This is a genomic window from Paenibacillus sp. DP01 (genome assembly GCF_044784315.1).
GTDB lineage: Bacteria > Bacillota > Bacilli > Paenibacillales > Paenibacillaceae > Paenibacillus > Paenibacillus polymyxa.
Genome location: NZ_CP173059.1, coordinates 1,708,609 through 1,731,033, shown reverse-complemented (window position 1 = coordinate 1,731,033; position 22,425 = coordinate 1,708,609). Strand labels below are relative to the sequence as shown.

Genomic DNA, 22,425 nt, shown 5'->3' with positions numbered 1-22,425 from the left:
ATTGCCCAGCGGCACGTTTTGATTGCCTCATTCTGTTAGATCGTACTCATTACTCATTATGGAGGAGAGAAATCATGCTAAAGCCATACCCGCTGCAATTTCAACCTGAGTTCAAAGAGAGAGTTTGGGGTGGACGAGCCTTAGAACAATTTGGTCTGACCCCACCAGAAGGACATATTGGTGAAGGATGGATGATTGCTGATCATCCAAATGGAACAACAACGGTTATCAATGGCGAGCTGGCTGGAAAAGGACTGGATGAAATCCGCCAGACCTACGGACAGGATTGGCTTGGGGCAAAGGGCGTATCGAAAAAAGGCGGACGTTTTCCACTTTTGATCAAGCTACTGGATTGCAACGATGACTTATCCGTTCAGGTCCATCCGACGGATGATTACGCTGGACTTCCAGCTGGAGAATTAGGAAAAACCGAAATGTGGTACGTGCTTGATGCCAAGCCGGATGCCAAAATTATTTATGGTCTGACCGAAGGTGTAACCCGTGAAAGTCTGCGTACAGCTCTTGAAAGCGGAGATATCATGGGCAGTTTGCGTCAGGTTCCAGTTGAAGCAGGCGATACATTCTTCATCCCCGCTGGAACCGTGCATGCACTGTGTGCAGGTGTTGTGGTTGCTGAAATTCAGCAAAATTCGGATACAACCTATCGCTTATATGACTACAATCGCCCCGGTCTGGACGGCAAACCTCGTGAGTTGCACATCGAGGACTCCCTTAATGTAACTTCTTACGAAGGTGCAGGTGCAACAACGATGAAAACGGACGGCTTGCAGCCTGGAGAATGGCTCCAACTGGCATCCTGTGAGTATTTTGTTGTGGAAAAGGGTATCGTAGAGGGAAGTTGGACACTTTCTACAACGGAAGACAGCTTCACTATCCTTGTAATTTGCGAAGGCAGTGGAACCATAACATGGAACAATAATACGGAGTCTCTTTCCTGTAAAGCTGGAGATTGCTTTCTGCTCCCTGCCAATCTGGGCGGTTACACGCTGAATGACGGAATGACCGTACTTAGATCTTATCTTCCTTAAAGCTTAAAGGATGTGATGTCTAATCATGCGGGAATACACCTTCACCATCGCTGAAGATGACGGAACAGAGCTTTTTGCTTACCGATGGCTACCCGAGCAGAATGTTCCCGTCAAGGGAATCGTTCAAGTTTCGCATGGCATGTGTGAGACGTCCTACCGCTACATTCGGCTGGCCGAAAAACTTACCGCTTCTGGCTACGGTGTGTATGCCAACGATCATATCGGCCACGGACGCACAGCTGGTGATCCTGATAAGCTCGGTATGCCGGGAGCCGATGCATTCAATCGAATGGCAAAAGGCATGCTGGAGCTAGGCGAAATTGCGGCCAAGGAATTCCCTGATCAATCTCGTTTTTTACTGGGTCACAGCATGGGGTCCTTTTTAACCCAGAAAATTATGTATGATGATCAGCAGTCGTATCACGGGTTTATTTTATCAGGGACCAACGGACGACGTAGTCTGCTGAAACTCGGAGAGCAGGTTGCCCTGCTGCAAGCCAAACTGCAAGGAATGGATCATCGCAGCATGCTGCTCAACGCTATGGTCTTTGGCGGCTTTAACCGTGCCTTTCGTCCGGTGCGCACAGCGTTCGACTGGCTGTCCCGTGATCCTGAGGAAGTAGATCAGTTCGTGCACGACCCATTATGCGGAGCTATTTGCACGACAGGCTTTTTCCTCGATTTTTTCAGGCTTTTACAAGAAATCCACTGGCCTTCCTCGCTGCAAAACATTAATCCAAAACTGCCCGTTTATATTTTTGCCGGGGATCGTGATCCAGTGGGCTTGTTTGGAAAAGGTGTGTTGTCGCTAGTGGATATGTATCGAAGCCTGAAGCTTCAAGACGTGGAGTATCGCCTTTATCCTGACGGTCGCCATGAGATGTTGCATGAAACCAATCGTAACGAGGTAATGAGTGACATCGTGGACTGGCTCGACCGTCATATTAACACAGGAGCAACCTCTGTTTCGGTTTTGTCTGGAGCCTCCGAAGCGCCCTCTTTATCAGCTTCGCCCAAGTCATCATCCTAGTGAGGAATAAGCAAAAGAAACCTTTAAAGCACGATAAAAGTGGCTTTAAAGGTTTCTTTTGTATTCCTTTATATTTCATCAGAGCATCATTTTTAAGTTATTACCATGCATTTCGTTCTTTCAGGGAAGTAATATGAGCTATGTGATGTTTGCCATGCCAGGCATAGATGCCAATGTTTCGTTCCAGGTGGATCGTCTGGCCCGATTCAGGATGAATAAATGTTCGGTGTAGCTGATCTTCCCCTAACGAGCGTAACATGGTCACCCATCGTGCATGCAGTCCTTCCAGCAATTGCAACGAAGGTTCCAGTGGAAGCTCTCTGGCATCTGGTATTTCAGCCCAACGCCCTTCATCATAGGGTTTGATTGTCGGTGTATCCTCGGTCAGCGCCAGCTTAAAACGGATATAACTGTTCATATGGCTGTCTGCCAAATGATGAACAACCTGTCGAATTGTCCATCCTCCTTCGCGATAAGGCGTATTTAGTTGTTGCTCATTCAGTCCTTCGACCGCCTGACGCAGTTGTCCAGGCAATTCAGCAATGTCGTCGATCCATGTGATCAGCTGTTCTTCTGTAATGGTATCTGGAACCACGAACGGTCCAATCGGGTAGCGCAAGTCTTTGTCCAAAACAATTCCCGCCCTTCTCTATATCTGAATGTCTGCAATGCCTATAGCCTTATGTTAGTACTATGCAGGAAAAAAAGCAGACCCGCAAGAGTCTGCTTTTGTCATGCACGTACAGAGGAAATACACTCGCCTAATTTATTTTTATCCTTCCAGCAACAATGATTCGGGATCTTCCAGCAATTCTTTGACCGTTACCAGGAACCGGACCGCCTCGCTGCCATCAATAATACGGTGGTCATAGGACAAGGCGATATACATCATTGGACGATTTTCCATGCGTTCCTCGTCGATGGCAATCGGGCGAAGTTGGATTTTATGCATTCCCAAAATACCCACTTGCGGTGTATTCAGAATTGGCGTAGACAGCAGGGAACCGAAAATACCTCCATTGGTTATGGTAAAGGTTCCTCCTTGCAAGTCTGCCAGAGAAAGTGAATTGGAACGAGCTTTGCTAGCCAAATCGGCAATGCTCTTCTCAATTTCAGCAAAACCAAGACGATCCGCATCCCGGACAACGGGAACGACCAAACCTTCCTTAGCAGATACAGCAATCCCAATATCATAGTATTTTTTCAGTACGATATCATCGCCATTGATTTCTGCATTCACAGTAGGGAAGCGCTTGAGCGCGCCAACCACTGCCTTCGTAAAGAAGGACATAAAACCCAACCCTACATCGTGTTTCTCCTTAAACTTATCTTTACGGCGTTTACGCACATCAAGAATGGCGGTCATATCCACTTCATTAAAAGTAGTAAGCATGGCGGCTGTTTGCTGTGCTTCAACAAGACGCTTGGCAATCGTCGCTCTCCGACGGGACATCCGCTGCCGCTCCACAGGCTTGCTGTACTCTGTTTGAGCTGGAGACGGTGACACAGACTTGCTGGCAACGGGAGGCGCAGGTACAGATGCTGTACGTGATACTTCAGCACCATTATGCGTTTTTACGTCCTCCTGGAACACACGTCCAAGCGGGTCCTTTCCCTGTACCTGCTCCAGATTAATCCCGCGCTCACGCGCCAGCTTCCGGGCGGATGGTGATGCCGTCTGACCATTTCCGTCACTATTGGAGGGAACTGGCGGCGCAGACTTTTCTACTGCCTTACCGCTGCTTTCTACGGAAGTTGGTGAAGTTGCTACGGACGGCGCTTCAGGCGCTTGGGTCGCTGCGGCTTCTCCGGCACCGGTTGCTTCCGCGCCACTGCCGCTTCCGATCAAGCCAACAGCTTCACCGATAACCACAGTATCCCCCTCCTGACGAAGGATTTTCTGAACCACACCTGCTTCTTCCGCACTAATTTCCAGATTAACCTTATCCGTTTCCAGCTCCAGTAGAACATCTCCCTGTCCTACGGAATCTCCTTCCTTCACAAGCCATTTGGAGATTGTCCCTTCCGTGATGGATTCTCCCATTGCTGGCACTATAATGTCGCTCACAGCCGCTACCTCCCCAGTGTAATATTGTTTTTGGAATCCTGCTTCAACGCCGATTGAATAATTCGCTGTTGTTCTAGGCTGTGTACTTGCTGATAACCACTCGCCGGGCTGGAACGATCCGGTCTGCCTGCGTAGCGAATTTCCGCTCCCTGTGGCACAACCTCTCGCAGACGAGGCTCCATATAACTCCAGGCTCCCATATTTTTAGGTTCTTCCTGAGCCCATACGAACTCCTTAACATGTGGGAAGCGATTGAAAATATTCCGAATTTCCTCTGCCGGGAAAGGATAGAGCTGCTCCACACGAATAATATGCAAGTGCTCTTCTGCCTCATTCCCGTTCTTATCTTTCTCCAACGCTTCCTCCAGATCAATGGCAATCTTGCCACTACACAATACAATGCGCTCTACCCGATCTGGACGTGATCCCAGACCAGGTTGCTCCAACACAGGACGGAATGTTCCCTCACTGAATTCAGAAGCAGGCGAAGCAACACGATTGTTGCGAATCAGGCTCTTCGGCGACATCATCACCAGCGGGCGAGCTTCCTCACTTTCGCTTAATGCAGCCTGACGGCGCAGCAGATGAAAATACTGTGAGGCGCTACTCAAATTGGCGACAGTCCAGTTATTTTGTGCAGACAGCTGGAGGAAACGCTCCAGACGTGCACTCGTATGCTCAGGTCCTTGTCCTTCGCTACCATGCGGCAATAGCATCACCAGACTGGATTTCTGTCTCCATTTGGCACGACCAGCAGAAATGAATTGGTCGAAAATAACCTGCGCACAGTTGGCAAAATCGCCAAATTGCGCTTCCCAAATGACCAACGTTTCGGGAGAAAACACGTTATAGCCATACTCGAAGCCGAGGACTGACGCCTCAGACAATGGACTGTTATGAATACTGAACGAAGCACGCGCTTCCGGCAATGTATGCAGCGGGCAATGGGTACGCCCGGTTTCGGGCTCATGCAGCACAAGGTTACGGTGAGCAAAAGTAGCACGCTCCGCATCCTGACCTGTCATACGAATAGGCTTGCCGTCTGCTAGAATGGTGGCCAAAGCCAGCGTCTCTGCCAAGCTCCAATCTACCTTTTCACCCTCGTTCAGAGCTGTTTTTCTACGTTGTAAAATTCGTTCCAGCTTCGGATATACATGAAAAGCCTGTGGCCATTTGAGCAAGTTTTCATTGATTTGGCGCAGCTTTTTCAGTTCAACCGCAGTACGGACCGGAGAGCTCTGATTTTTTTTCCCCTTCACAGCTGTAAATTCAGGTTCCTCTTCTGGTTGATTCTTCACATGCTCATGTGCTTCCTTCAGTCGGTTTTGGACCTTCTCAATCAGAGCAGTACTAAATGCTTCATCAACTATGCCCTGCTTCATCAGCTTTTGAGCATACAATTTGCTAACCGTCGGATGATTCTTCACCTTACGATACACTAGTGGTTGTGTTGTTTCCGGATCATCGGATTCATTGTGACCATAACGACGGTAACCAATCAGATCAATCAGAAAATCCTTCTTGAAACGATTGCGGTATTCGCCAGCCATACGAGCCGCTGCAATACAAGCCTCGGGATTATCCGCGTTCACGTGTACAATCGGAATTTCGTAGCCCTTAGCCAGATCGCTGGCATAACGGGTCGAACGTGAATCAACACTCTCTGTCGTAAAACCCAGACGATTGTTCACAATAATATGCACTGTACCGCCATTACGGAAGCCACGCAAATTGGTGAAATTGAGTGATTCGGCTACGATACCTTCACCCGGAAACGCCGCATCACCGTGCATAATAATGGTAGCTGCCTTGCTGACATCCAGCTTCGGATAGCCTGCTTCACTGCGGTCTTCCTGCGCCGCGCGCGAAAAGCCTTGGACAACCGGATTGACATATTCTAGGTGACTTGGGTTGTTCGCCAACGTCAGACGGGCTTGCACAGCTTCCCCATCTTTTACAAAACGATCCGCGCCCAGATGATATTTTACATCCCCAGTCCAGCCGTAATTAATTCCCGTAGAACCTTCCGACGGAATCAGATCCTTATTCGGTGAGTGATGAAATTCAGAGAAAATTTTGCTGTAAGGCTTGCCCAGCACATGTGCCAATACATTCAGACGGCCGCGATGCGCCATCCCCATCAGGACATGACTTGCTCCTGCATTTGTGGTTAGACGAATAATCTCGTCGAGTACAGGGACAAGCACATCATTACCCTCGATGGAAAAACGCTTCTGTCCGACGAATGTTTTATGCAAGAACTCTTCGAACTGTTCTACTTCTACCAATCTGCCTAGCAATGACTTGCGTTCCTGTGTAGTGAGCGGCTTGGAGGACCAACCGGATTCAGCATAGCTATTCAACCAGCTACGTTCCTCCTCGTTATGAATATGACTAAATTCATAGGCAATCGGTCCTGTGTACGCTACACGTAGCCGTTGAATGGCTTCCCACCCGTTCAGTGTTCCCGCAGGAGCGTTATCCCATATTAAAGAGGCTGGAAAAGCCTTCAGGTCTTGTTCAGTTAAACCGTAAGATGCTGGATCAAGCAAACGTGTATCCTGCTCTGCATCCAGTCCCAGTGGGTCAATTTGGGCGGCCAAATGTCCGTATTCACGGATATTCCACACCATTTTGCCCGCTGTAACCGCTTTCTGTAATATGTTTGAATCAAGGTGCCCCAGAGCACTTGTAGGGGGGCCTTGCAACTTGTTGTCTATCATGGAAGCAGCCGAATATTCGGATTGTGGCGGCTCGCCCCATTGATCAAACAGCTCGCGGTAAGCCGGATCAACTGTTCCGGGGTCCGCTACATACTTTTCATACTGGTCCTGCACATAACCTAGATTAGGTCCGTAATACGTCTGCCAAGGTACCTGTCTGCTGCTCTCTTCCATTGTCATCTCGTTCCCTCCGTCAAATTTTGAAATTCATAGCTGGACGGAAATCATTTTCATTTTGATGTTTTGTTAAATCTTTAATTTGAGTAATTCACACTATGTTCACATTATATGAAATCCATCATCAAAAGTCGAATTTCACAGTGCTTATTTCTCTTCCATTGTATAAAGTTTTCTAGCTATGAGCATTTCCTTTTTCTCAACATATCCATGCGTAAATGAGATGAATCGGGTTGTTCTGTAATTCTGCAGCCTTGATCATTTAAAGATTAGAATGTGGTATAGAAGGATATCCTAATCAAAAAAAAGTTAACAACGCTTTCAGATCATACAACTTATCCGTAAGGCTTGTTATCGGTAATATGGGCAAAACCACAATGGAGACGATATTTAATTTCAGGAATCAAACACTTGGCAACTTAAATAACCAGCCACCGGATATCAACGGACGGCTGGTTATTTAAGTTATGTTGCTCTCATACTACGCCAAACGAGTTAAAAACAACTTTCCAGTCCAACCCACTATGATTATCGTTGACAGCAGAATAAAAATGGTAGATGGCCGTTACGATGCAAATTCAAACTTAAAGTGACATTAAAGTCACTTTTCTGTACAATTTTCCTACTTTTCACTATTATTTTACTTAGGCATCTAAAAACCGCTTTGAAAGCGAAAGGGATGGAACTGTGACTGGACTAAAACAAATACTCAGAAACAAGAATTATGTCAGGTTTTTTCTGGCAACCTTCGCCTCACAAATGGGGGGAATTATCGGGGTTACTGCATTCATGTTTTATTTGTTGAAACGGTTTACAAATCAGCCTTACTATGCAACACTTGCCGAGTTAATGTATTCGCTCCCGATGTTGGTAGTATTTCTCGTGGTTGGAGTGCTGGCAGATCGGATGGACAGACAAAAAATTGCTGTTAATTGTGACTGGATTAGCGCTTTTTTATCTTTATGCTTACTTATTTTTATTTGGGTCGATTCGATTCCTTTGGTATTTGCCCTTCTCTTCATCCGTAGTGCTGCCTCCAAATTTTTCTTCCCAGCCGAAAGTGCCATTATACAGGGGATATTAAACGAAGAAGATTACACCATTGCCGCAGGCCTCAATCAAATGATGGGGAGTCTTTTCATGTTATTTGGAGGAACTTTGGGGGCCGTCGTCTACTGGCACCTTGGAATTACTGGAGCCATCCTCATTGATGCTGTTTCTTTTATTGTGTCTGCACTGCTTATTCGTTCCTGCAAAATTCCCAAGGAAGTACGCCTTCCGAACGGGGCACATCAATTTAAACAATTAAAATTCAAACTTGTCATGATCGATTTTAAACAAGGGTTTCTTTACATATTACGTAACAGACTATTGCTTTGGTTGGTTTCAGGCTTTTTTATGTTCGGTATTTTAAATGGTGGCTTTAGCGTTTTACCGATGTTTATTCTTAAATATAAGCTAGCTCCAGGCAACTATGAGCAGTATATGGTTTGGACAGGTATTATTTTTGGGGCTGGTGTGTTACTTGGTACCCTAATCGCTTCGCTCATCTCCGCCAAGCTAAAGCTACACCAAATGATTGCAGCCGGAGTTCTGGTTGCCGGAATAGGTATGTGCATACTTGGATTTGTTAACCACCTCTATGCTTTTCTGATTATCAATTTTGTCATTGCACTGATCCTTCCGTTCATTAACATCGGCATAGGAGGATGGCTGCCTCGTATTGTAGATCCTCAAATGATGGGACGTGTGCAAGGTTTGATTAATCCGTTAATGATGCTGTCCCAGTCACTTACATTAGGTTTCATTGCTGTAAGCTTTCCTTCATTTATTTCAATTGAGCTTTTGTTTTTATTAGTTGGGGTCTGTACCGTTATGGTAGGCATATATTACACTATTGTGCTTCCCCGTTATGCTGATTACAGCACTTCTTCTAAGACCCTTCAGGAATCTCTATAGGTAAAATAAAAAGTCATAAATGGCAGCATTGAGGAATTGTTGATTTGCCACTTTTGCTTCCGAATCCCGTGCAGAAGTGGCTTCATCCTATCTCCCCTCAATACTTCACAAGTACATACATTTGTTGTCTACGACTAGCTCGTCAAAACCAAGTAGAGACAAAGACTGATAGAGTATGTAATAAACAAAAAAATGCCCGGCAGGTGCACTATCCGCACTAGCAGGACATTTGGATTATAATCGGAGTAGCGGGATTCGAACCCACGACCTCACCCACCCCAAGGGTGCGCGCTACCTAGCTGCGCTATACCCCGATGAAAAACCGCGGTGCATCAACGTTTTCTTTACGTTCGTCCAGCGGTCAACTACCGTATATTTCCTATTATAGCGGATAGGCGCGCACCCTTGCAATAATTAACCGCGCACACCTGCGCGATAATTCCCCACGGTTACACGAGTTTCCTATACACATACCGCCGCGCACCCTTGCGTAAATTTTTCCTTTGAATAACGCGCTGACATCCGGATATAATAGGAACACACGTTCTTAACACGGAGGCTCGCAACATGACTACGCAGATAACCGCAGAGGACCACGCACTCGTCCGTACATACTTATTATTACCGATGGTACTTACCGCTTTTGAACGCGACAAACGTATACTTTCCGAGTCAGCCGGATTACGCACGCCCGGCCCCTACGTAGAGGTCGTTGAACGGGCAATGAACGCAGTAAGCGCAGAACTAAAAGACATACGCGCCACTATGCGCAAACGCGGCGTTAAGGTATACGAAGAAACGCGGGATTCCGTCCAGGTAGTTGCGCTATATCAATGCCGTGGCTATCACGGACGCTTTATGATGCTCAACTCGTTCGTGGCGGCAGAGGCCGGAATACTAATGCGTAAATATCTCGGACTGGACACGCGCAAAGTAAACGCCGCTCGGAGTACGCTGCGGCCTTGAACGTACACAGAGTGTATAACGAAGAAAAAGCGCCTGCCTCCGAAGAGACAAGCGCTTAGTTTATCGTTATGTTAAATACAAGGCCGTAACGTAATAATCCGTACAAAAACCACAGGATGATTCCTCCGATTATGAAACCGGAAATTAGTCTTGCGTATAGCTTATCAAACGGAAACATGTCCCAAAAACTAGGGTCATCGTCTTCCTCTTCGGTCGCCTTGGCCGCTACTGCGGATTCTTGATCTTTCACACCAAATCTCCCCCGCCATCTCACGTTTACCTAAATAATACCATTGGACTAGTACGTTGTCACTAAAAGAAAAACGGACCCACTCACGCAATCTCCCGCGTAAATGAGTCCGCATATACTCGTATTACTTCGTTGTCTCTTCCGTCTTCTGCTCCGCTTTAAACGTCGAGTACACGCCTGTCCCGATCAACGCATACGAAACGATATCTACTCCGATCTGCCACGTTCCAAAATCCGGCGCAACTCCGTACTTTTCGAGGACTTGATACGCGAGGCCGACGACTGCTGCGATAAATAACGGATTAGTTAGACGTTGTTTCATTACGCTACACCTCCCTTCGTTTTAAATACGCCGGCACGGTCGAGTACGGTAATCATCCGATAGAAATCGTAAGAGCCGTCATTCGCGGTATCCAAAAGCCCGGCCGTCTTCGCGTTAACACACGCCTGCTCCGCCCATGCCGGCACCTTCGCGAGCTTATTCGTAGATTCCAGCGCAGTTACACGATCCTGCAACGCTCTAAAAGCGGCTTTCTCCTCCGTTGTCATCTCGTCATCATCCTCCGTTATATTCGTTTGAAGTGCGTCATTCTTCGCCATCGCTGCGTTAAGTTGCGTCTGGCTCGGGCGCTTGCCAGCGCGATAGTCTGCGGTTGATAATCCGAACGTCATTTCGAAATGCGGATAATCCTTAAATGAGCGCCAGTCTCCGCCCCAATTCCAACCGATCCGTTTTGCCTCCTCAACGACTTCGTCCCAGTCAGCAATGCCATCCCCGTCGCCGTCACGTTTCATATCCCACGATACGTTTTTCCCGTCCGGCAACAACAACGCAAAGTCGATCGCAACGCCAAAGTTGTGGTAACTGTAACCGCCGCGAGCATTCGTTACGATCTGACCCGGCTTGGTGCGACCTTGTGCGTAAAGTCCGTTCTGCTCGTCGATGGTGCGGAGCCCTTGCGTGATAACAATCGGAACTCCGCACGCGTAGGCAAAATCGATAAGCAACTCGGCCGCCTTGCGCTGTAGCTCGGACAGACCCGCGATTCGATTCGCTGACTTTGCGCGTACTTGCTCTAGCGCGAGTTTGTTCGCCATATTTACGTTAACCCTCCCGTTTAATTGCGGACTTGATATCGTTGACGTCAATCCGTAACGTCTCGTACTGGCCTGCAAGCGTTTCGAATTGCTGCGTAATGCCTTCCGCGAGTTTTAGCAAGCGGTCCTCCCGTTCCCGCGCTTCGGTATTGATGCGAAGTTCTCGCGCGGCTGCTTCGTCCTGGATACGAGATTCGCGCGCTTTGCCGTCGTCCTGGATGCGCCGGGATTCGCGTAGTTGATATAAAAAGAGCGCGACAAAAAGGACGGCGAAGATACCGTCCTTTAGTGCTGCGCTTATTAACGTTTGTTCCATCCGTTAGGCCTCCGTAACGAAAAAGCACGCCCCCGGATAGAGACGTGCTTAACGTATAGATTATAAAGATTTACTGAAAAAATCCGTAGCAACTTGCGTAGAAAACTCATGCGTTACACCACGCGGTGAGAGAAGAGATACGTTCCCTTCTACGCCTAATTGCGTATAGTGCTCTTTTATTTTAGCGTAAGAGACCTGTGCATCAGCGATAAGGAAGTGGTCCATCTCCCCGTTAACATATAGAGCCTTACGCGGTGCGATTAGATTACCAACGTCCCACATCTCACCTACGTTAAGGATGCCGCTAATGTTATTACAGATATCGTGAGTGCCGTCTGAGAACGTTTTTGCGTATGTGCCGAGATAGCCCTGAACGTACGCAGCGCTCACTCGATCGTCTAACGCAGCAACTAACATACTCAGAGCTCCGCCAGTAGATACGCCAGCAGTTCCAATTCGTTGTTTGTCTACGTATGGAACTTCGTTTACTGCTGCGCTCAGGTACAACGCGTCCGTAGTTATATCTCCGTACCACGAGCCGCCGTGCAAACGCGCTACTGCGTCAAGTACCAGGTGATCGCCCATCTTTGCAAGCTTGCCCATCCCTCTATTTTCCATCGCGTAAACGAGGTAACCATTTTTAGCAAGGCCTACTGCACCGGCATGTTGGTAAGACTCAGGCTTTGAAATAAGTTCTTCCATCTCACCGTGTCCAGAAAATACTAGGATTGTAGGATACTTATTATTTGTTTTAAAACCTTTCGGGTAGATTACTTCTCCAGGTATCTTTTCTCCATCAAAACTAGAAAAGGTTATATCTGTTACATCTAGTCCATCTACCTTTTTCTGTTCTCCGTTGATAATTTCCGGAGCATCCGGCAATTTTCCGTTATTCAAATGAATACCGTAAACAGATATAAGTTTCTGTTTAAATGTAGCCCCCTTATCAGCATAAGCAAAGGATGTAGTCATAATTAGGATCAGTGCCACCAACAAGAAACTTATCTTTCTGCGCAATATCAACTCAACGCCTTCCAAAAGGTATTTATTACTAGAGTACCCTCATCGCAGAAGACAAGTCAATGTAAAGTGAATACAAAATGTTCTCAAAACCCGTTGACGCAACAGCACTATCTATAAACGTAGCTGTTCGCATCTTGCCTGTGATTACATTGTCAGATAACGAAATGTTATCTAGTCTATTGGCTGCGTCGGTTACCAGATTAATCCCGATGCTATCTGCATTATTGAGCTTTATATGATTATTTTTAATGTTTGCGGTCAATATCGATGTATCTACGTCCTTCCCTATCGCATTTTGTCCTTTAGCAGTGTTCGCGCCAGTAATCACGTTACTTACTACATTTAAATTTTCAACAGTAGATTGATCATGCCCAAGTTGTAACACCAGTTCGGACATTGAGTTGATTTTGTTATTCTCTATAGTTATATTTTTTGGATTAGTTCCGTCAAGTAGCAACCCCCATATCCCTAGGTTTTTAGCTCGATCAACTTGGATTGTGGCCGTCCCATAGGTGTCTTGAAGATTATTACTGATAGAATCTCTCACGGTTATATTTCTCGAACCGCAAATGTCTACGAAATGTTGATCATGATTTAACGATTGGACACGCTCAATAAGTACATTATTCGCATGTCCCAACGCAATCAAGTCCCCGTAAGTCCTCGGCTTGGAGGTAACATCACCGTCTGTAATCGTGAAATTACGCAAGGTGATATTGCCGGCTGCTTTATATTCGCCTTTTGTGTCGTAACCCTTATTGACGAGAAGTATCCCGTTTTGCTTCCGTTCACTACTGAGCCTTTTGATGACGGTAGCACCCATACCGGAACCCTCGATTGTTACTCCCGCCGGAATTATAATACACGCCTTTTTATGGACGCTTTTAGCAAGACTTACTAGAAACGTACCTTTACCAAGAATAAGTTTACCGCCCCCAACCTTTCCTAAGTAGTCCAAAGCTGACTGTAAGGCTCGGGTCTGGTCTCTGCCATTACCGGTAGCACCAAACATAGCGGCTTTAACCACAAGATTCTTTCCTTTGTGCAATTTAGAACTATTACTAAAAGCACTAGCTGATGTAAAGGAAATTCCCATCGTTAAAATTAAAGCAACCATTACGCAAAACATGTGCATCTTAATGCGCATCATCTAACAACCTTCCCTTGTAATAGTAGATGTTAATACCTTACATATAATTGGGAAGTAAAGTCAATGATGCTGGTAAATTTACACTCCGATGCGCAACATTAAGTAGCCATTTGAACGTATAACGCCAGTATGGTTCGTAGGGTCTATTGCGATATTACATCCGTCCGCTCCTGTATTTATCGTAATAGTGTTTGCTACGCGCCCATTAGCATCATTTCCAAGTACGGTTTTGCTCAATGATATTCCTACTGTTTTTGTGGTAGACCCCTCAACCCAATAGGCTCCCCGTACCTCTTCCGTGTCTGTATTAAACGATGTAGGCGAGACGGGATTAAAAATAAAATCCCCTTTTTGTATATAAGCGGTTTGCGTTATTCCGCTTTTACGTATAGGGGATACGAACGTGTACGTCTTACCCGCTTGCACCGCCAATACGTGCCCCGTTGCCGAAAAACCGAGAGACTCGAAATTGACATACTGCACGTTGTTCGTTCCGTCGAGGCTCGGGGTGGACTCGTGGTAATGACCCTGCGTCGGGCTATCGTCGTAAACGTTATTTCCGGAAACCGTAGCTTGCAGGAAGTTTGAAACGTTAACGCCGCCGCGCTCCGAAATACCCCAACGATAGCCCGTACCGAGGACCATATTGCCGATAACCTTAGCCTTACAGTAAAGACTATTAGCTATTGCGGAATCCATTTCGATCTGAATACCGTAAAGCTGCGCGTCTTGTCGTGAGTTTGAGTCCGACATTATAACCTGGTTTGTACTGATGAGGATGTCTTTAAAAGAGTCCGCACGTATAATCTTAGCCTCCGCATAGTTCCCGCCTTGGCACGCGAACCTAACCGTATTGTTTACAATTGACGCGCTCACGCCGTTACTAACGCGGATAGCAGAGATATAATGTGTATTGACTGAATCCCTGATATCCATATCAACTGTGTTGTTGGTTATCAGTACGTTTCTAAAGTTTGCAAAGCTACTTGGCATGGTTGAGCTACCGACAAAGACAGCCGATCTCATCTTACCTGTGATAATATTGCTGGCTATCGAGATATTCTCAAATTTATTAGTAGGATCACCGACCAGGTAAACGCCAGCGCTATTGATATTATTGAGTTCGATTTGGTTGTCCTCGACATCCGCGGTGGATATGGATGTATCATCGTCGTTACCGATTGCAATCTGACCTTTATTCGTATTCGCGCAGACGATTATATTACCCACTACACTAATATCTTTTACGGTAGACGCGTCGTGCCCAAGTTGCAAAACCATGTCAGACAAGGATGTGATCTTGTTGTCAGATATCGCTATCTCTTCAGGGTTTGTATCATCCAATAGCAAGCCCCATATACCTAGATTTTTAGCTCGATCAACTTGGATTGTAGCTGTACCATAAGTATCTTGTTGGTTGTTACAAACGCAGTCTCGTATAGTCACGTTACGCGATCCGCAGATATCAACGAAGTGTTGATCGTGGTTCAGCGACTCTACACGCTCAATTAATACGTTATCCGTGTGTCCTAATGCGATTAAATCCCCATAAGTCCTCGGTGTTGCGGTGACAACCCCGTCAGTAATCGTAAAATTACGCAGTGTAATGTTACCCGCGGCCGTGTACCCGCCTTTGGTATCGTAGTTCTTATTTACGAGTAGTATACCGTCTTGTGTTCGCTCGCTCTCCAAGCGCTTGAGGATAGTGACGCCCATTCCGGAGCCTTCTATCGTTACGCCTGCCGGGATTACAATACAAGCCTTACTGTGCGTGCTTTTAGCGAGACTCAGTAGAAACGTACCAGCACCGAGGATGAGCTTCCCTCCGCCTACACTTTCCAGATAATTTAGCGCGTTCTGAATGGCTTGCGTTTGATCGGTCCCGTCCCCGTTAGCTCCGTACATATCTGACGTTACGACAAATCTCGTTACCTTGTCTAACTTGCCTTGAGTTGTACCTGCAAAGGCGTCTACTGCGCGCCAGTTTTCGTCCAGATACTTTTCTAAATCAAAATACGTTGTCGTTGGCGATGTACGGTCGATCTGATTTAATCCAAGATTCGGTGTCTTCTCGCTAGCCATCTTACGCGCCGCCCCCTAAGTATTTATCTTGTGTTGTATGTTCGTTTTCGTATATAGTCATCGCTTCGACTTCGGCAATAGTTAAGTAGCGGAGGTTGTACTCGATCGCCAAGTGAGCCGGGACGATATCACGAAGTGTAGCCTTCAATTCATTAATTTGACTTGGAAGGCCAAACACGCCAATAAACTTAATGATTACGGTATAGCGCGGAACGTCCGCAGATACCTCGACCTCACCGTTTGCATATGCGGCTGCTACATTTCGGATAAGTTCCGCAGTGACCTTGCCTGACCCACGCAATTTACCGCGCAAAACTTCACGTCGCTGTTCGTACGTCTTCGTTGTATCGGTAGGTACGCCGAACATAGTCTCCCATCGCGCTAGCCCCCACGTAGCTGTACCGATAAAAAACTGGTCCAATACGTCATATACTGCGGCGTCTATACGCGCTAGCCCATCAGCCTCACGATTTATTAGATTGCCGGCTAATAGCGATTCCTCGTAATACTTCGGGAGGTAATCGCGCATTGTACGTGCTATCTCGGTTGCTGTCCTCACGTGATCGACACCGTCCCTAATACGGCTACTTGGTCGCCAGATGTGATTATGTTACCAGTTCCGCCGTTAATCGTAAGATCCGTAAAGTCTAGTATCGGAGGGATATCAAGCAGTACGTTTGCAATTCGCGTAATGCGTACGATTGGGTCGCTGAAGGCGAGCGTAGAGAGGTACGTCCTTGTCCCGGCTTCTATTAACACGCGCACCTCGTCTAGCGTAGCCCCTGGTGCGATCTCTACGTTTGCCGAAATATTAATAGGTAGCTCAGTAGCGCCTACAACAGTAGTTATTGATCCGATCGGAGCCTGTCCCTCGCCCATACCGTCCTGAGTCGGGTCAATGTACTTTTGTGCTGCGGTGATTACGGCAGAGTCGGGCGAAGTTTTGTCGTCGCCGAGAAGTACTACCTTAACCGTCCCGGGTCCGTTCCCTATCGGATATATCTTAGCGTCGGAGACGCCCGGAACTTCAAGCGCCCACTGGCGATAGTGATTCGCGTTGCCAGATGTAATCGGTCGGCGGGCCCGCTCAAAGTATCTCTGCCTAAAGGCTTCGTCGCTCTCTTCGTCAACGCCGCCCTCGAAGTTAAGCACGTTAGACACTGCAACAATGCCAACTAAGTCTCCGACCATCGTATCTATAGCACCGATACTCACGTTACCACTGGCACCAGCCTCGAAGGCTTCCGCAGCAACAGACACGCCGGCGCCAACGATAGTCACATCCGCCTTTGTAACGAAATAAATGGGAACACCGACGCTTGTCGATGTGCTTGTTCCCTTTGGTACTACCGTACCCGCAGGTCCAGTAAACCGCAGTATCCCAGAAGCCTTTACTGCAATCTTCCGACTCATTCCGTAGTCGGCTGCGCGACGATCCAGATACATGCCGTAAGCAGTATCCGTAAATCCCACCTCTAACACCGTATCTAGTTCCGTATAAATTTTTGTCATCTCAATAGCCGGTGGACTCAATAAATCATTAGTCAGTGAGCCTTGCCGCTTGTCGATATCCTCCGGAGATGCGTCGAGCATTCGTTGTAGTATCGCGGCCTTCGTTTGATCCTCGTACATCTATAGCGTCACCTCCATCGGTATCGTCTCGGTATCTGTATCCACGTAAAAAGAGACGAACAAATCGCTCGCCTCCTGCGTAATTTCGAATCCATATACGTCGTCAATTCGGTCGTCGTAAATAAGTGCTTCGGTTATCACTCGAGGTATTTCTGTCTCAAGCAGTTCCATCGGAACATCCTGCCCGATCAAGTCTTCGAGCTCACATCCGTAGTCCTCATCGTAAATCGTAAAGTGAAAACGCGAGGTTAATATCGCTTTTAGGATAAACTGGCGAATTGCCTCGCGTCCGTCGATAATTCCGCCGACTACCCCGCTACCCAAATCTAGCGCATACGTCCGGCTCGGTTCTACGTCCGATTCGGTGACTACGTCTAAATCTTCGTCGAGATTGACGTCAACCTCCGGCAATGGACTAAGCGCCATCGGCCCCACCTCCTATTCGATCCAACACGATATAACGCTGACCTGCGCCAAACGACGCAACGGCCACGCGGTCGCCCGCCTTCAGCGTGTCATGAAACGTAATCTCGAATTCGCCCGATGTGAAGCCTCCGAAGTTGAACACGTCGCTGAACGCTTTCGAATTAACAGGCGCAGACGATTCGGTCTCCTTTGTTACGCGCGTATATCGGTTTAGTTCGAGCGTAGTCGGAGTCGTAGCTTTAACGGACACTTTCCGCGTATGTTCACGCAAATGTTCCGGTATAATTACGTCGCCTCCGTCGAGTTCAATCTTCATATTATCGACTTGTACGCGGAGAGCTGGCGGAGGAGCGAGGATTGTTGCGTATTCGATATCGACTTCAACGTTGTGTCCGAGTTGCTTAATGACGTCGCGGAATTGTGATACGCCGCCTCCGTCTATTCGTTCGATCATTTCTTCGCTCCTCCCCGTATCGATTCCATTTCAGAGACAACGTCTAAAACCTTCATCGGGCTGCCGCTACCGCTGTTATTTGCCTTTGAGGATTTTTTCTTCGCTTTCTTTTTCTTCTTCTTCGCTGCTTCTTTCTTCGGCTCTGATTCTTCGTACTCCAATTTCGGCAGGTCATCGGTTTTACTTAACGTAAGCGACATCGTGTGTATACCGTTTGTAAACGTATGAGTATCCGCATTTACGTAATAGCCGCCGACAATGTCCGTCATGCTCTCGAAGGCATAAACGGCAGTTCCCGCAACGACCTGCGTAATACCTAACGCATCTACCGACACGTCTTCGCCGACTTTACCGAGTTCCTTTAGTTTCGCTTTCGCAAGCTGCTGAATCTGCGAAGCGGTTGCGTCACTGTCCGCAGACTCTACGTGCTGCATCATTCCATATTTTTTAATCAACGCAGCGTCCTTCGCGGTAGACGTAATCGGCTTCTCATCCGTGCCGCCCTGCGCCTTGACCGCTGTCCGCATTTCCTCGATTGACTGAGACCGTCGAGCTGACGTAATGTTAACGCCATCCTCCAACATCCAGCGGACAATTTCGTCCTTTTTCTCACGCAAAAAAAGCTTACCCTCACGCGAGTAAACGATGAACTTACGGTTATTTTGCTTGCGTGTTTCCGTTAAGGCAGTCGTTATCATATCCCACAGCGACATATCACGGAGGATAAGCTTCGGGATAACGTAGCCCGTGTTTGCAACGGTACCGACCGGGATTCCGAACGATTTACAGAGCGAGGACACGATCGCGCCTGCGGTTTTACCTACGAACTTCTGCGTATCCACGTTTTTCGTCAAATACACATTTTCGTCATACGCTGTAATCGTCGTGTCACCTTTATCGTCGATATCGTACGTAAAAATAACGCCGCGGAAGAGACCAACATCGTCTACGTAAAAACGAAGTTCCTTCCCGAGCTCAAACGCAATCCTTTTGTCGTCCGCGTTCAGCGTATTGGAATACGAGATAGTCAGCGTACGGTGTGGCTGCGAGACGTCTCCGGACCATGTGGCGGATTTAACGAGCGGTTCGATCCAATACTTACCGTCGTACAACAATTTAATCTGCGCTGCGCCCGTTTCCATTACGGTATCACCAACTTCTGCCCCGGCTTGAGCACGTTAGGGTTCGGACCGATTGCGGACTTATTTTTCGCGTAAAGCTCACGCCAGCGGTCTCCGTCGCCGAGTACGTCCGCTCGTTGCGCGATCTTCCACAACGAGTCGCCCGCCTTGACCGTGTAGGAGTTCGCCTTTACGGTCGCGTTCGGACGCTTGGCTGAAGACGTGAGTTTCGGCATCGTCTTTGACGCAGCGCCCGTAAGCTTCTTGTTGTCCGATTTCTTCGCAATTTCGATAAATACGTGTTCCTTCAGCGACAGTGTATAGTAGATATCGCCAGGCTCACCGCCTCGCTCCTCGTATTCAAAACTTCGGATAGTGACCGCGAAATTAACGGAGGTCCCGGTGATAATAAACCGTGCGGGCTTGCCACTACGCATCCAACGTTCAATTATCGCTACGTACTCACGCGGCTCCTTGAGATTCGAATACGAACAGTAGCCGGCGTTGTAGTCACGCGGGAAAAACGATGAAAACGAGAACTCACGAAGGCGCTGATTGCCGATTATCGTGTACTCGCCGAGATTCGATATCTCTACGTCCTCATACCCGTGGGTCATCGTTGTTTTGATACTCTCGGGATTAACCGGGAGCCATAGGACTTCCGCGCCGTTATTGTACTTGAGCCAAAACTGCAAATCATCGCCTCCTATCTCGCAAGTTGTACCGCCAGTTGACGGGCTAGTTTATCGATATCCGCATCCTCGCGTATCGTAGTACCGTACATATTAATTACGACACCGCCATGTCCGCCTTTGCCGCGTTGCTGATCACGCCAGTCTGACGCTTCATGCTTCGTAAGGACCGCTTCGTCCTTGTGGAGACGTGCGGGCATTCCGTTGTACGGAACGGTATCAATACCGCTTGCGAACCCGGTTGCTCTGCGGAAATCCGCCCATAAACTTGTATCGTTAGGGTCGACTTTGCTCGACGGTGCTTTAAGCTCCGTAGGACCCTTAATTACTGGCGTGCCCTTCGGCGTGCTATTGAGTTGCGCATTATACTCCAGCAACCGCTCTCCGCCTGCTGCTCCGCTAACCTCACGCAATCCGGTCCGCAGGAAATCTATTGTTTTCTTAACCCACGGAGACGCCGCAATACCAAGCGCCACTGTAAGCCCAATCGGATTCGGCGCCTTCCCCGCAATAAATAAGCCGAGAATAAACGCAAATTCCGGGTTATTAACGATCGTACTCGCGAAGTTTTTACCGATAGCCATTGCGGATTCCTTACCGAACTGCGCGAACTTTTCGGACGCGCCTCCGTTCCACCATTCCGACAGCGTCTTCTTTACGTCGTCGAATACGAACGCAATTTTACTCTTAATATCGGGAAGCTTGTTAAACTCCGGATTGTTTATAAAATGCGTTTTTAGGTACGCCTTAGACGTATCAACCGCACGTTGAATGGCCGCCGTGATTCGCGGAGTATACTTAATCACAAGATTAGACATAGCGTCTGCAAGTTTAGCAATAATCGGCATTGTTGGCATCAAGGCTGAAATTTGCAATGTCTCTAGGGCTCCGGAAAATTGCTCCACACTTCCTGCTGCACCCTCCATCTTCTTCTTGGCAACTTGTAGCGCAGTGACATTCGCCATCTCTTGTTGGAACTTCTTAACGCCCGCTGCGCCCTCTTTGAAGAGGATGTTACCCGCGCGAATCGCATCGGACCCGAATATCTGATGCAAGTAGTATTGACGCTGTTCGTTCGTGAGTTTCCCGAATCGGTTCTTTAACAAGTCCGCTACTTGCGCTAGGTCTTTAATCTGGCCTTTATTATCGTAAAAAGCGGAATGTACGAGATTACTCGCTGTTAGGAACTTCTTCGTTTCTTTCGCAGCCTTAGACGTTCCGACCTTGAGCCCCGTCTGCGCTGCGACATACTTCTCAATGTCCTTCGTAACCGCCTGGACGGACGTGCCGGTCGACTTTATTCCCTTCTTGGACATAAACGCAAGAGCGTCCGTCGTGTTAACGGTCAAGAGGTTGAAGTCTTCGAACATACCGTACGCCTTGTCCGTCATTGGCACGAGGTTCGAAAGCATCGTTTTCAGCGATGTACCTGCGTCTGAACCTTTCAATCCGTTATTCGCGAACAAGCCTAGCGCTGTATTCGTATCCTTAAACGACTGCCCTACGCCGTCCGCAACGGAACCAACCGCGGCTAGTGAGTAACGTAAATCATGTACGTCCGTAGCTGAAGCGTTCGCAGTACCCGCCAAGATATCCGCAGCCTGCGCCGCAGTTAAGCCGTCTTTCTTAAACGAGTTAAGCGCGGTCGACATAATTTCCGCAGATTCCGCTAGGCCGAGTCCGCCGGCCGTCGCCAAGTTAAGCGCTGCGTTAAGACCGCCCGCTTGGACCTGCGCGGTGGACATGCCCGCCTTTAAAAGCTCTTCGATCCCTTGCGCGGCTTCGAGCGCGGAATATTTCGTTAATGCGCCTTGTTCGAGTGCGAGTTGTTGCATGGCCTTTGTTTGCTCGTCGGTCGCTCCGGTTAACGCCTGAATCGTCGACATCTGTGACTCGAAACTCATCGCTTTCTTTACGGAGTCAGCCGCAAACGCAATCCCCGTAGTTGCGACACCGAGTCCTGTCGCCGCTACACCGAACTTGAGCATTCCGCCCATCGCTCTACGGAGAGGACGAGACATGTCGTCGATAAGACGCAAGTGCCCGATTAAATCGAATGAAATCGGAATTACCTCCCTTCTGCGTTAGTTCTGCCGACCTTTCGCTTCCTTTTCGAGTTGCAGCATCATCGACGCGTACATAAACATCCGGTGTCTCCGGTTTTTTGCATAAACTTCGTCGGGCGGAATCCCGTGACGCTGAAAAATCT

The 22,425-nt window shown here is 47.9% G+C and carries 21 protein-coding genes and 1 tRNA gene; 4 read left to right on the top strand and 18 right to left on the bottom strand.

From position 1 onward, the window contains the following. Nucleotides 1–74 precede the first annotated feature (74 nt). Both ACH59B_RS07670 and ACH59B_RS07665 read left to right on the top strand, forming a co-directional pair. Nucleotides 75–1,049 carry a type I phosphomannose isomerase catalytic subunit gene (locus ACH59B_RS07670; RefSeq protein WP_016820580.1) on the top strand — a complete coding sequence of 325 codons (975 nt, stop codon included), beginning with the start codon at nt 75–77 and terminating at the stop codon, nt 1,047–1,049. A 25-nt stretch (nt 1,050–1,074) separates the two neighbouring features. Continuing rightward, nucleotides 1,075–2,079, top strand: a complete 1,005-nt coding sequence (locus ACH59B_RS07665) for an alpha/beta fold hydrolase (protein WP_290403745.1) — start codon at nt 1,075–1,077, stop codon at nt 2,077–2,079. A gap of 100 nt (nt 2,080–2,179) precedes the next feature. Here ACH59B_RS07665 and ACH59B_RS07660 read toward each other — a convergent pair whose 3' ends face one another. The 3 genes from ACH59B_RS07660 to ACH59B_RS07650 all read right to left on the bottom strand — a co-directional run bounded on the left by ACH59B_RS07660 (nt 2,180) and on the right by ACH59B_RS07650 (nt 7,050). Continuing rightward, on the bottom strand, nt 2,180–2,710 hold the full coding sequence (locus ACH59B_RS07660; RefSeq protein WP_404303598.1) for a YfiT family bacillithiol transferase: 531 nt from the start codon (nt 2,708–2,710) through the stop codon (nt 2,180–2,182). Nucleotides 2,711–2,851: 141 nt separating this feature from the next. Beyond that, on the bottom strand, nt 2,852–4,147 hold the full coding sequence (odhB, locus tag ACH59B_RS07655) for a 2-oxoglutarate dehydrogenase complex dihydrolipoyllysine-residue succinyltransferase (RefSeq protein WP_045243985.1): 1,296 nt from the start codon (nt 4,145–4,147) through the stop codon (nt 2,852–2,854). 5 nt (nt 4,148–4,152) lie between these two features. Continuing rightward, nucleotides 4,153–7,050, bottom strand: coding sequence for a 2-oxoglutarate dehydrogenase E1 component (locus ACH59B_RS07650; protein ID WP_016820587.1), 2,898 nt, complete (start codon nt 7,048–7,050; stop codon nt 4,153–4,155). A gap of 684 nt (nt 7,051–7,734) precedes the next feature. Between ACH59B_RS07650 and ACH59B_RS07645 the strand changes: the two genes are divergently transcribed. Further along, nucleotides 7,735–9,006, top strand: coding sequence for an MFS transporter (locus ACH59B_RS07645; protein WP_016820590.1), 1,272 nt, complete (start codon nt 7,735–7,737; stop codon nt 9,004–9,006). Nucleotides 9,007–9,246: 240 nt separating this feature from the next. On the opposite strand, the gene ACH59B_RS07640 is transcribed toward ACH59B_RS07645, so the two are convergent. Continuing rightward, a tRNA-Pro gene (locus tag ACH59B_RS07640) sits at nt 9,247–9,320 on the bottom strand. A gap of 253 nt (nt 9,321–9,573) precedes the next feature. Between ACH59B_RS07640 and ACH59B_RS07635 the strand changes: the two genes are divergently transcribed. Then, a complete protein-coding gene (locus tag ACH59B_RS07635) occupies nt 9,574–9,972 on the top strand; it encodes a hypothetical protein (RefSeq protein WP_404303597.1) in 399 nt (132 codons plus the stop codon). A gap of 55 nt (nt 9,973–10,027) precedes the next feature. Here ACH59B_RS07635 and ACH59B_RS07630 read toward each other — a convergent pair whose 3' ends face one another. From ACH59B_RS07630 to ACH59B_RS07565, 14 genes are all read right to left on the bottom strand, one after another. Continuing rightward, a complete protein-coding gene (locus tag ACH59B_RS07630) occupies nt 10,028–10,222 on the bottom strand; it encodes a hypothetical protein (protein WP_045245292.1) in 195 nt (64 codons plus the stop codon). A gap of 124 nt (nt 10,223–10,346) precedes the next feature. Further along, nucleotides 10,347–10,544: a hypothetical protein gene (locus tag ACH59B_RS07625; protein ID WP_404303596.1), complete on the bottom strand. Its 198-nt coding sequence runs from the start codon at nt 10,542–10,544 to the stop codon at nt 10,347–10,349. Next, on the bottom strand, nt 10,544–11,320 hold the full coding sequence (locus tag ACH59B_RS07620; protein ID WP_404303595.1) for a M15 family metallopeptidase: 777 nt from the start codon (nt 11,318–11,320) through the stop codon (nt 10,544–10,546). The genes ACH59B_RS07625 and ACH59B_RS07620 overlap by 1 nt, the downstream gene beginning before the upstream one ends. A gap of 7 nt (nt 11,321–11,327) precedes the next feature. Further along, complete coding sequence (locus ACH59B_RS07615; RefSeq protein ID WP_045245296.1) at nt 11,328–11,636, bottom strand: BhlA/UviB family holin-like peptide; 309 nt, start codon at nt 11,634–11,636, stop codon at nt 11,328–11,330. A gap of 60 nt (nt 11,637–11,696) precedes the next feature. Further along, nucleotides 11,697–12,626, bottom strand: a complete 930-nt coding sequence (locus ACH59B_RS07610) for an acetylxylan esterase (RefSeq protein WP_404303939.1) — start codon at nt 12,624–12,626, stop codon at nt 11,697–11,699. 61 nt (nt 12,627–12,687) lie between these two features. Beyond that, nucleotides 12,688–13,809, bottom strand: a complete 1,122-nt coding sequence (locus tag ACH59B_RS07605; protein ID WP_404303594.1) for a hypothetical protein — start codon at nt 13,807–13,809, stop codon at nt 12,688–12,690. 78 nt (nt 13,810–13,887) lie between these two features. After that, complete coding sequence (locus ACH59B_RS07600; RefSeq protein WP_404303593.1) at nt 13,888–15,891, bottom strand: hypothetical protein; 2,004 nt, start codon at nt 15,889–15,891, stop codon at nt 13,888–13,890. 1 nt (nt 15,892) lies between these two features. Continuing rightward, nucleotides 15,893–16,450 (bottom strand): putative phage tail protein, encoded by a 558-nt coding sequence (locus ACH59B_RS07595; protein WP_404303592.1) that lies wholly within the window; start codon nt 16,448–16,450, stop codon nt 15,893–15,895. After that, nucleotides 16,447–17,484, bottom strand: coding sequence for a baseplate J/gp47 family protein (locus ACH59B_RS07590; RefSeq protein ID WP_404303591.1), 1,038 nt, complete (start codon nt 17,482–17,484; stop codon nt 16,447–16,449). The genes ACH59B_RS07595 and ACH59B_RS07590 overlap by 4 nt, the downstream gene beginning before the upstream one ends. Nucleotides 17,485–17,523: 39 nt before the next feature. Then, nucleotides 17,524–17,949 carry a DUF2634 domain-containing protein gene (locus ACH59B_RS07585; protein ID WP_404303590.1) on the bottom strand — a complete coding sequence of 142 codons (426 nt, stop codon included), beginning with the start codon at nt 17,947–17,949 and terminating at the stop codon, nt 17,524–17,526. Beyond that, on the bottom strand, nt 17,939–18,403 hold the full coding sequence (locus ACH59B_RS07580) for a DUF2577 domain-containing protein (protein ID WP_404303589.1): 465 nt from the start codon (nt 18,401–18,403) through the stop codon (nt 17,939–17,941). The genes ACH59B_RS07585 and ACH59B_RS07580 overlap by 11 nt, the downstream gene beginning before the upstream one ends. Next, nucleotides 18,400–19,545, bottom strand: a complete 1,146-nt coding sequence (locus tag ACH59B_RS07575) for a hypothetical protein (protein ID WP_404303588.1) — start codon at nt 19,543–19,545, stop codon at nt 18,400–18,402. The genes ACH59B_RS07580 and ACH59B_RS07575 overlap by 4 nt, the downstream gene beginning before the upstream one ends. Further along, nucleotides 19,545–20,219: a LysM peptidoglycan-binding domain-containing protein gene (locus ACH59B_RS07570; protein ID WP_404303587.1), complete on the bottom strand. Its 675-nt coding sequence runs from the start codon at nt 20,217–20,219 to the stop codon at nt 19,545–19,547. Before ACH59B_RS07570 ends, ACH59B_RS07575 begins: the two co-directional genes overlap by 1 nt. 11 nt (nt 20,220–20,230) lie before the next feature. Further along, nucleotides 20,231–22,204: a phage tail tape measure protein gene (locus tag ACH59B_RS07565; RefSeq protein ID WP_404303586.1), complete on the bottom strand. Its 1,974-nt coding sequence runs from the start codon at nt 22,202–22,204 to the stop codon at nt 20,231–20,233. Nucleotides 22,205–22,425 lie beyond the last annotated feature (221 nt).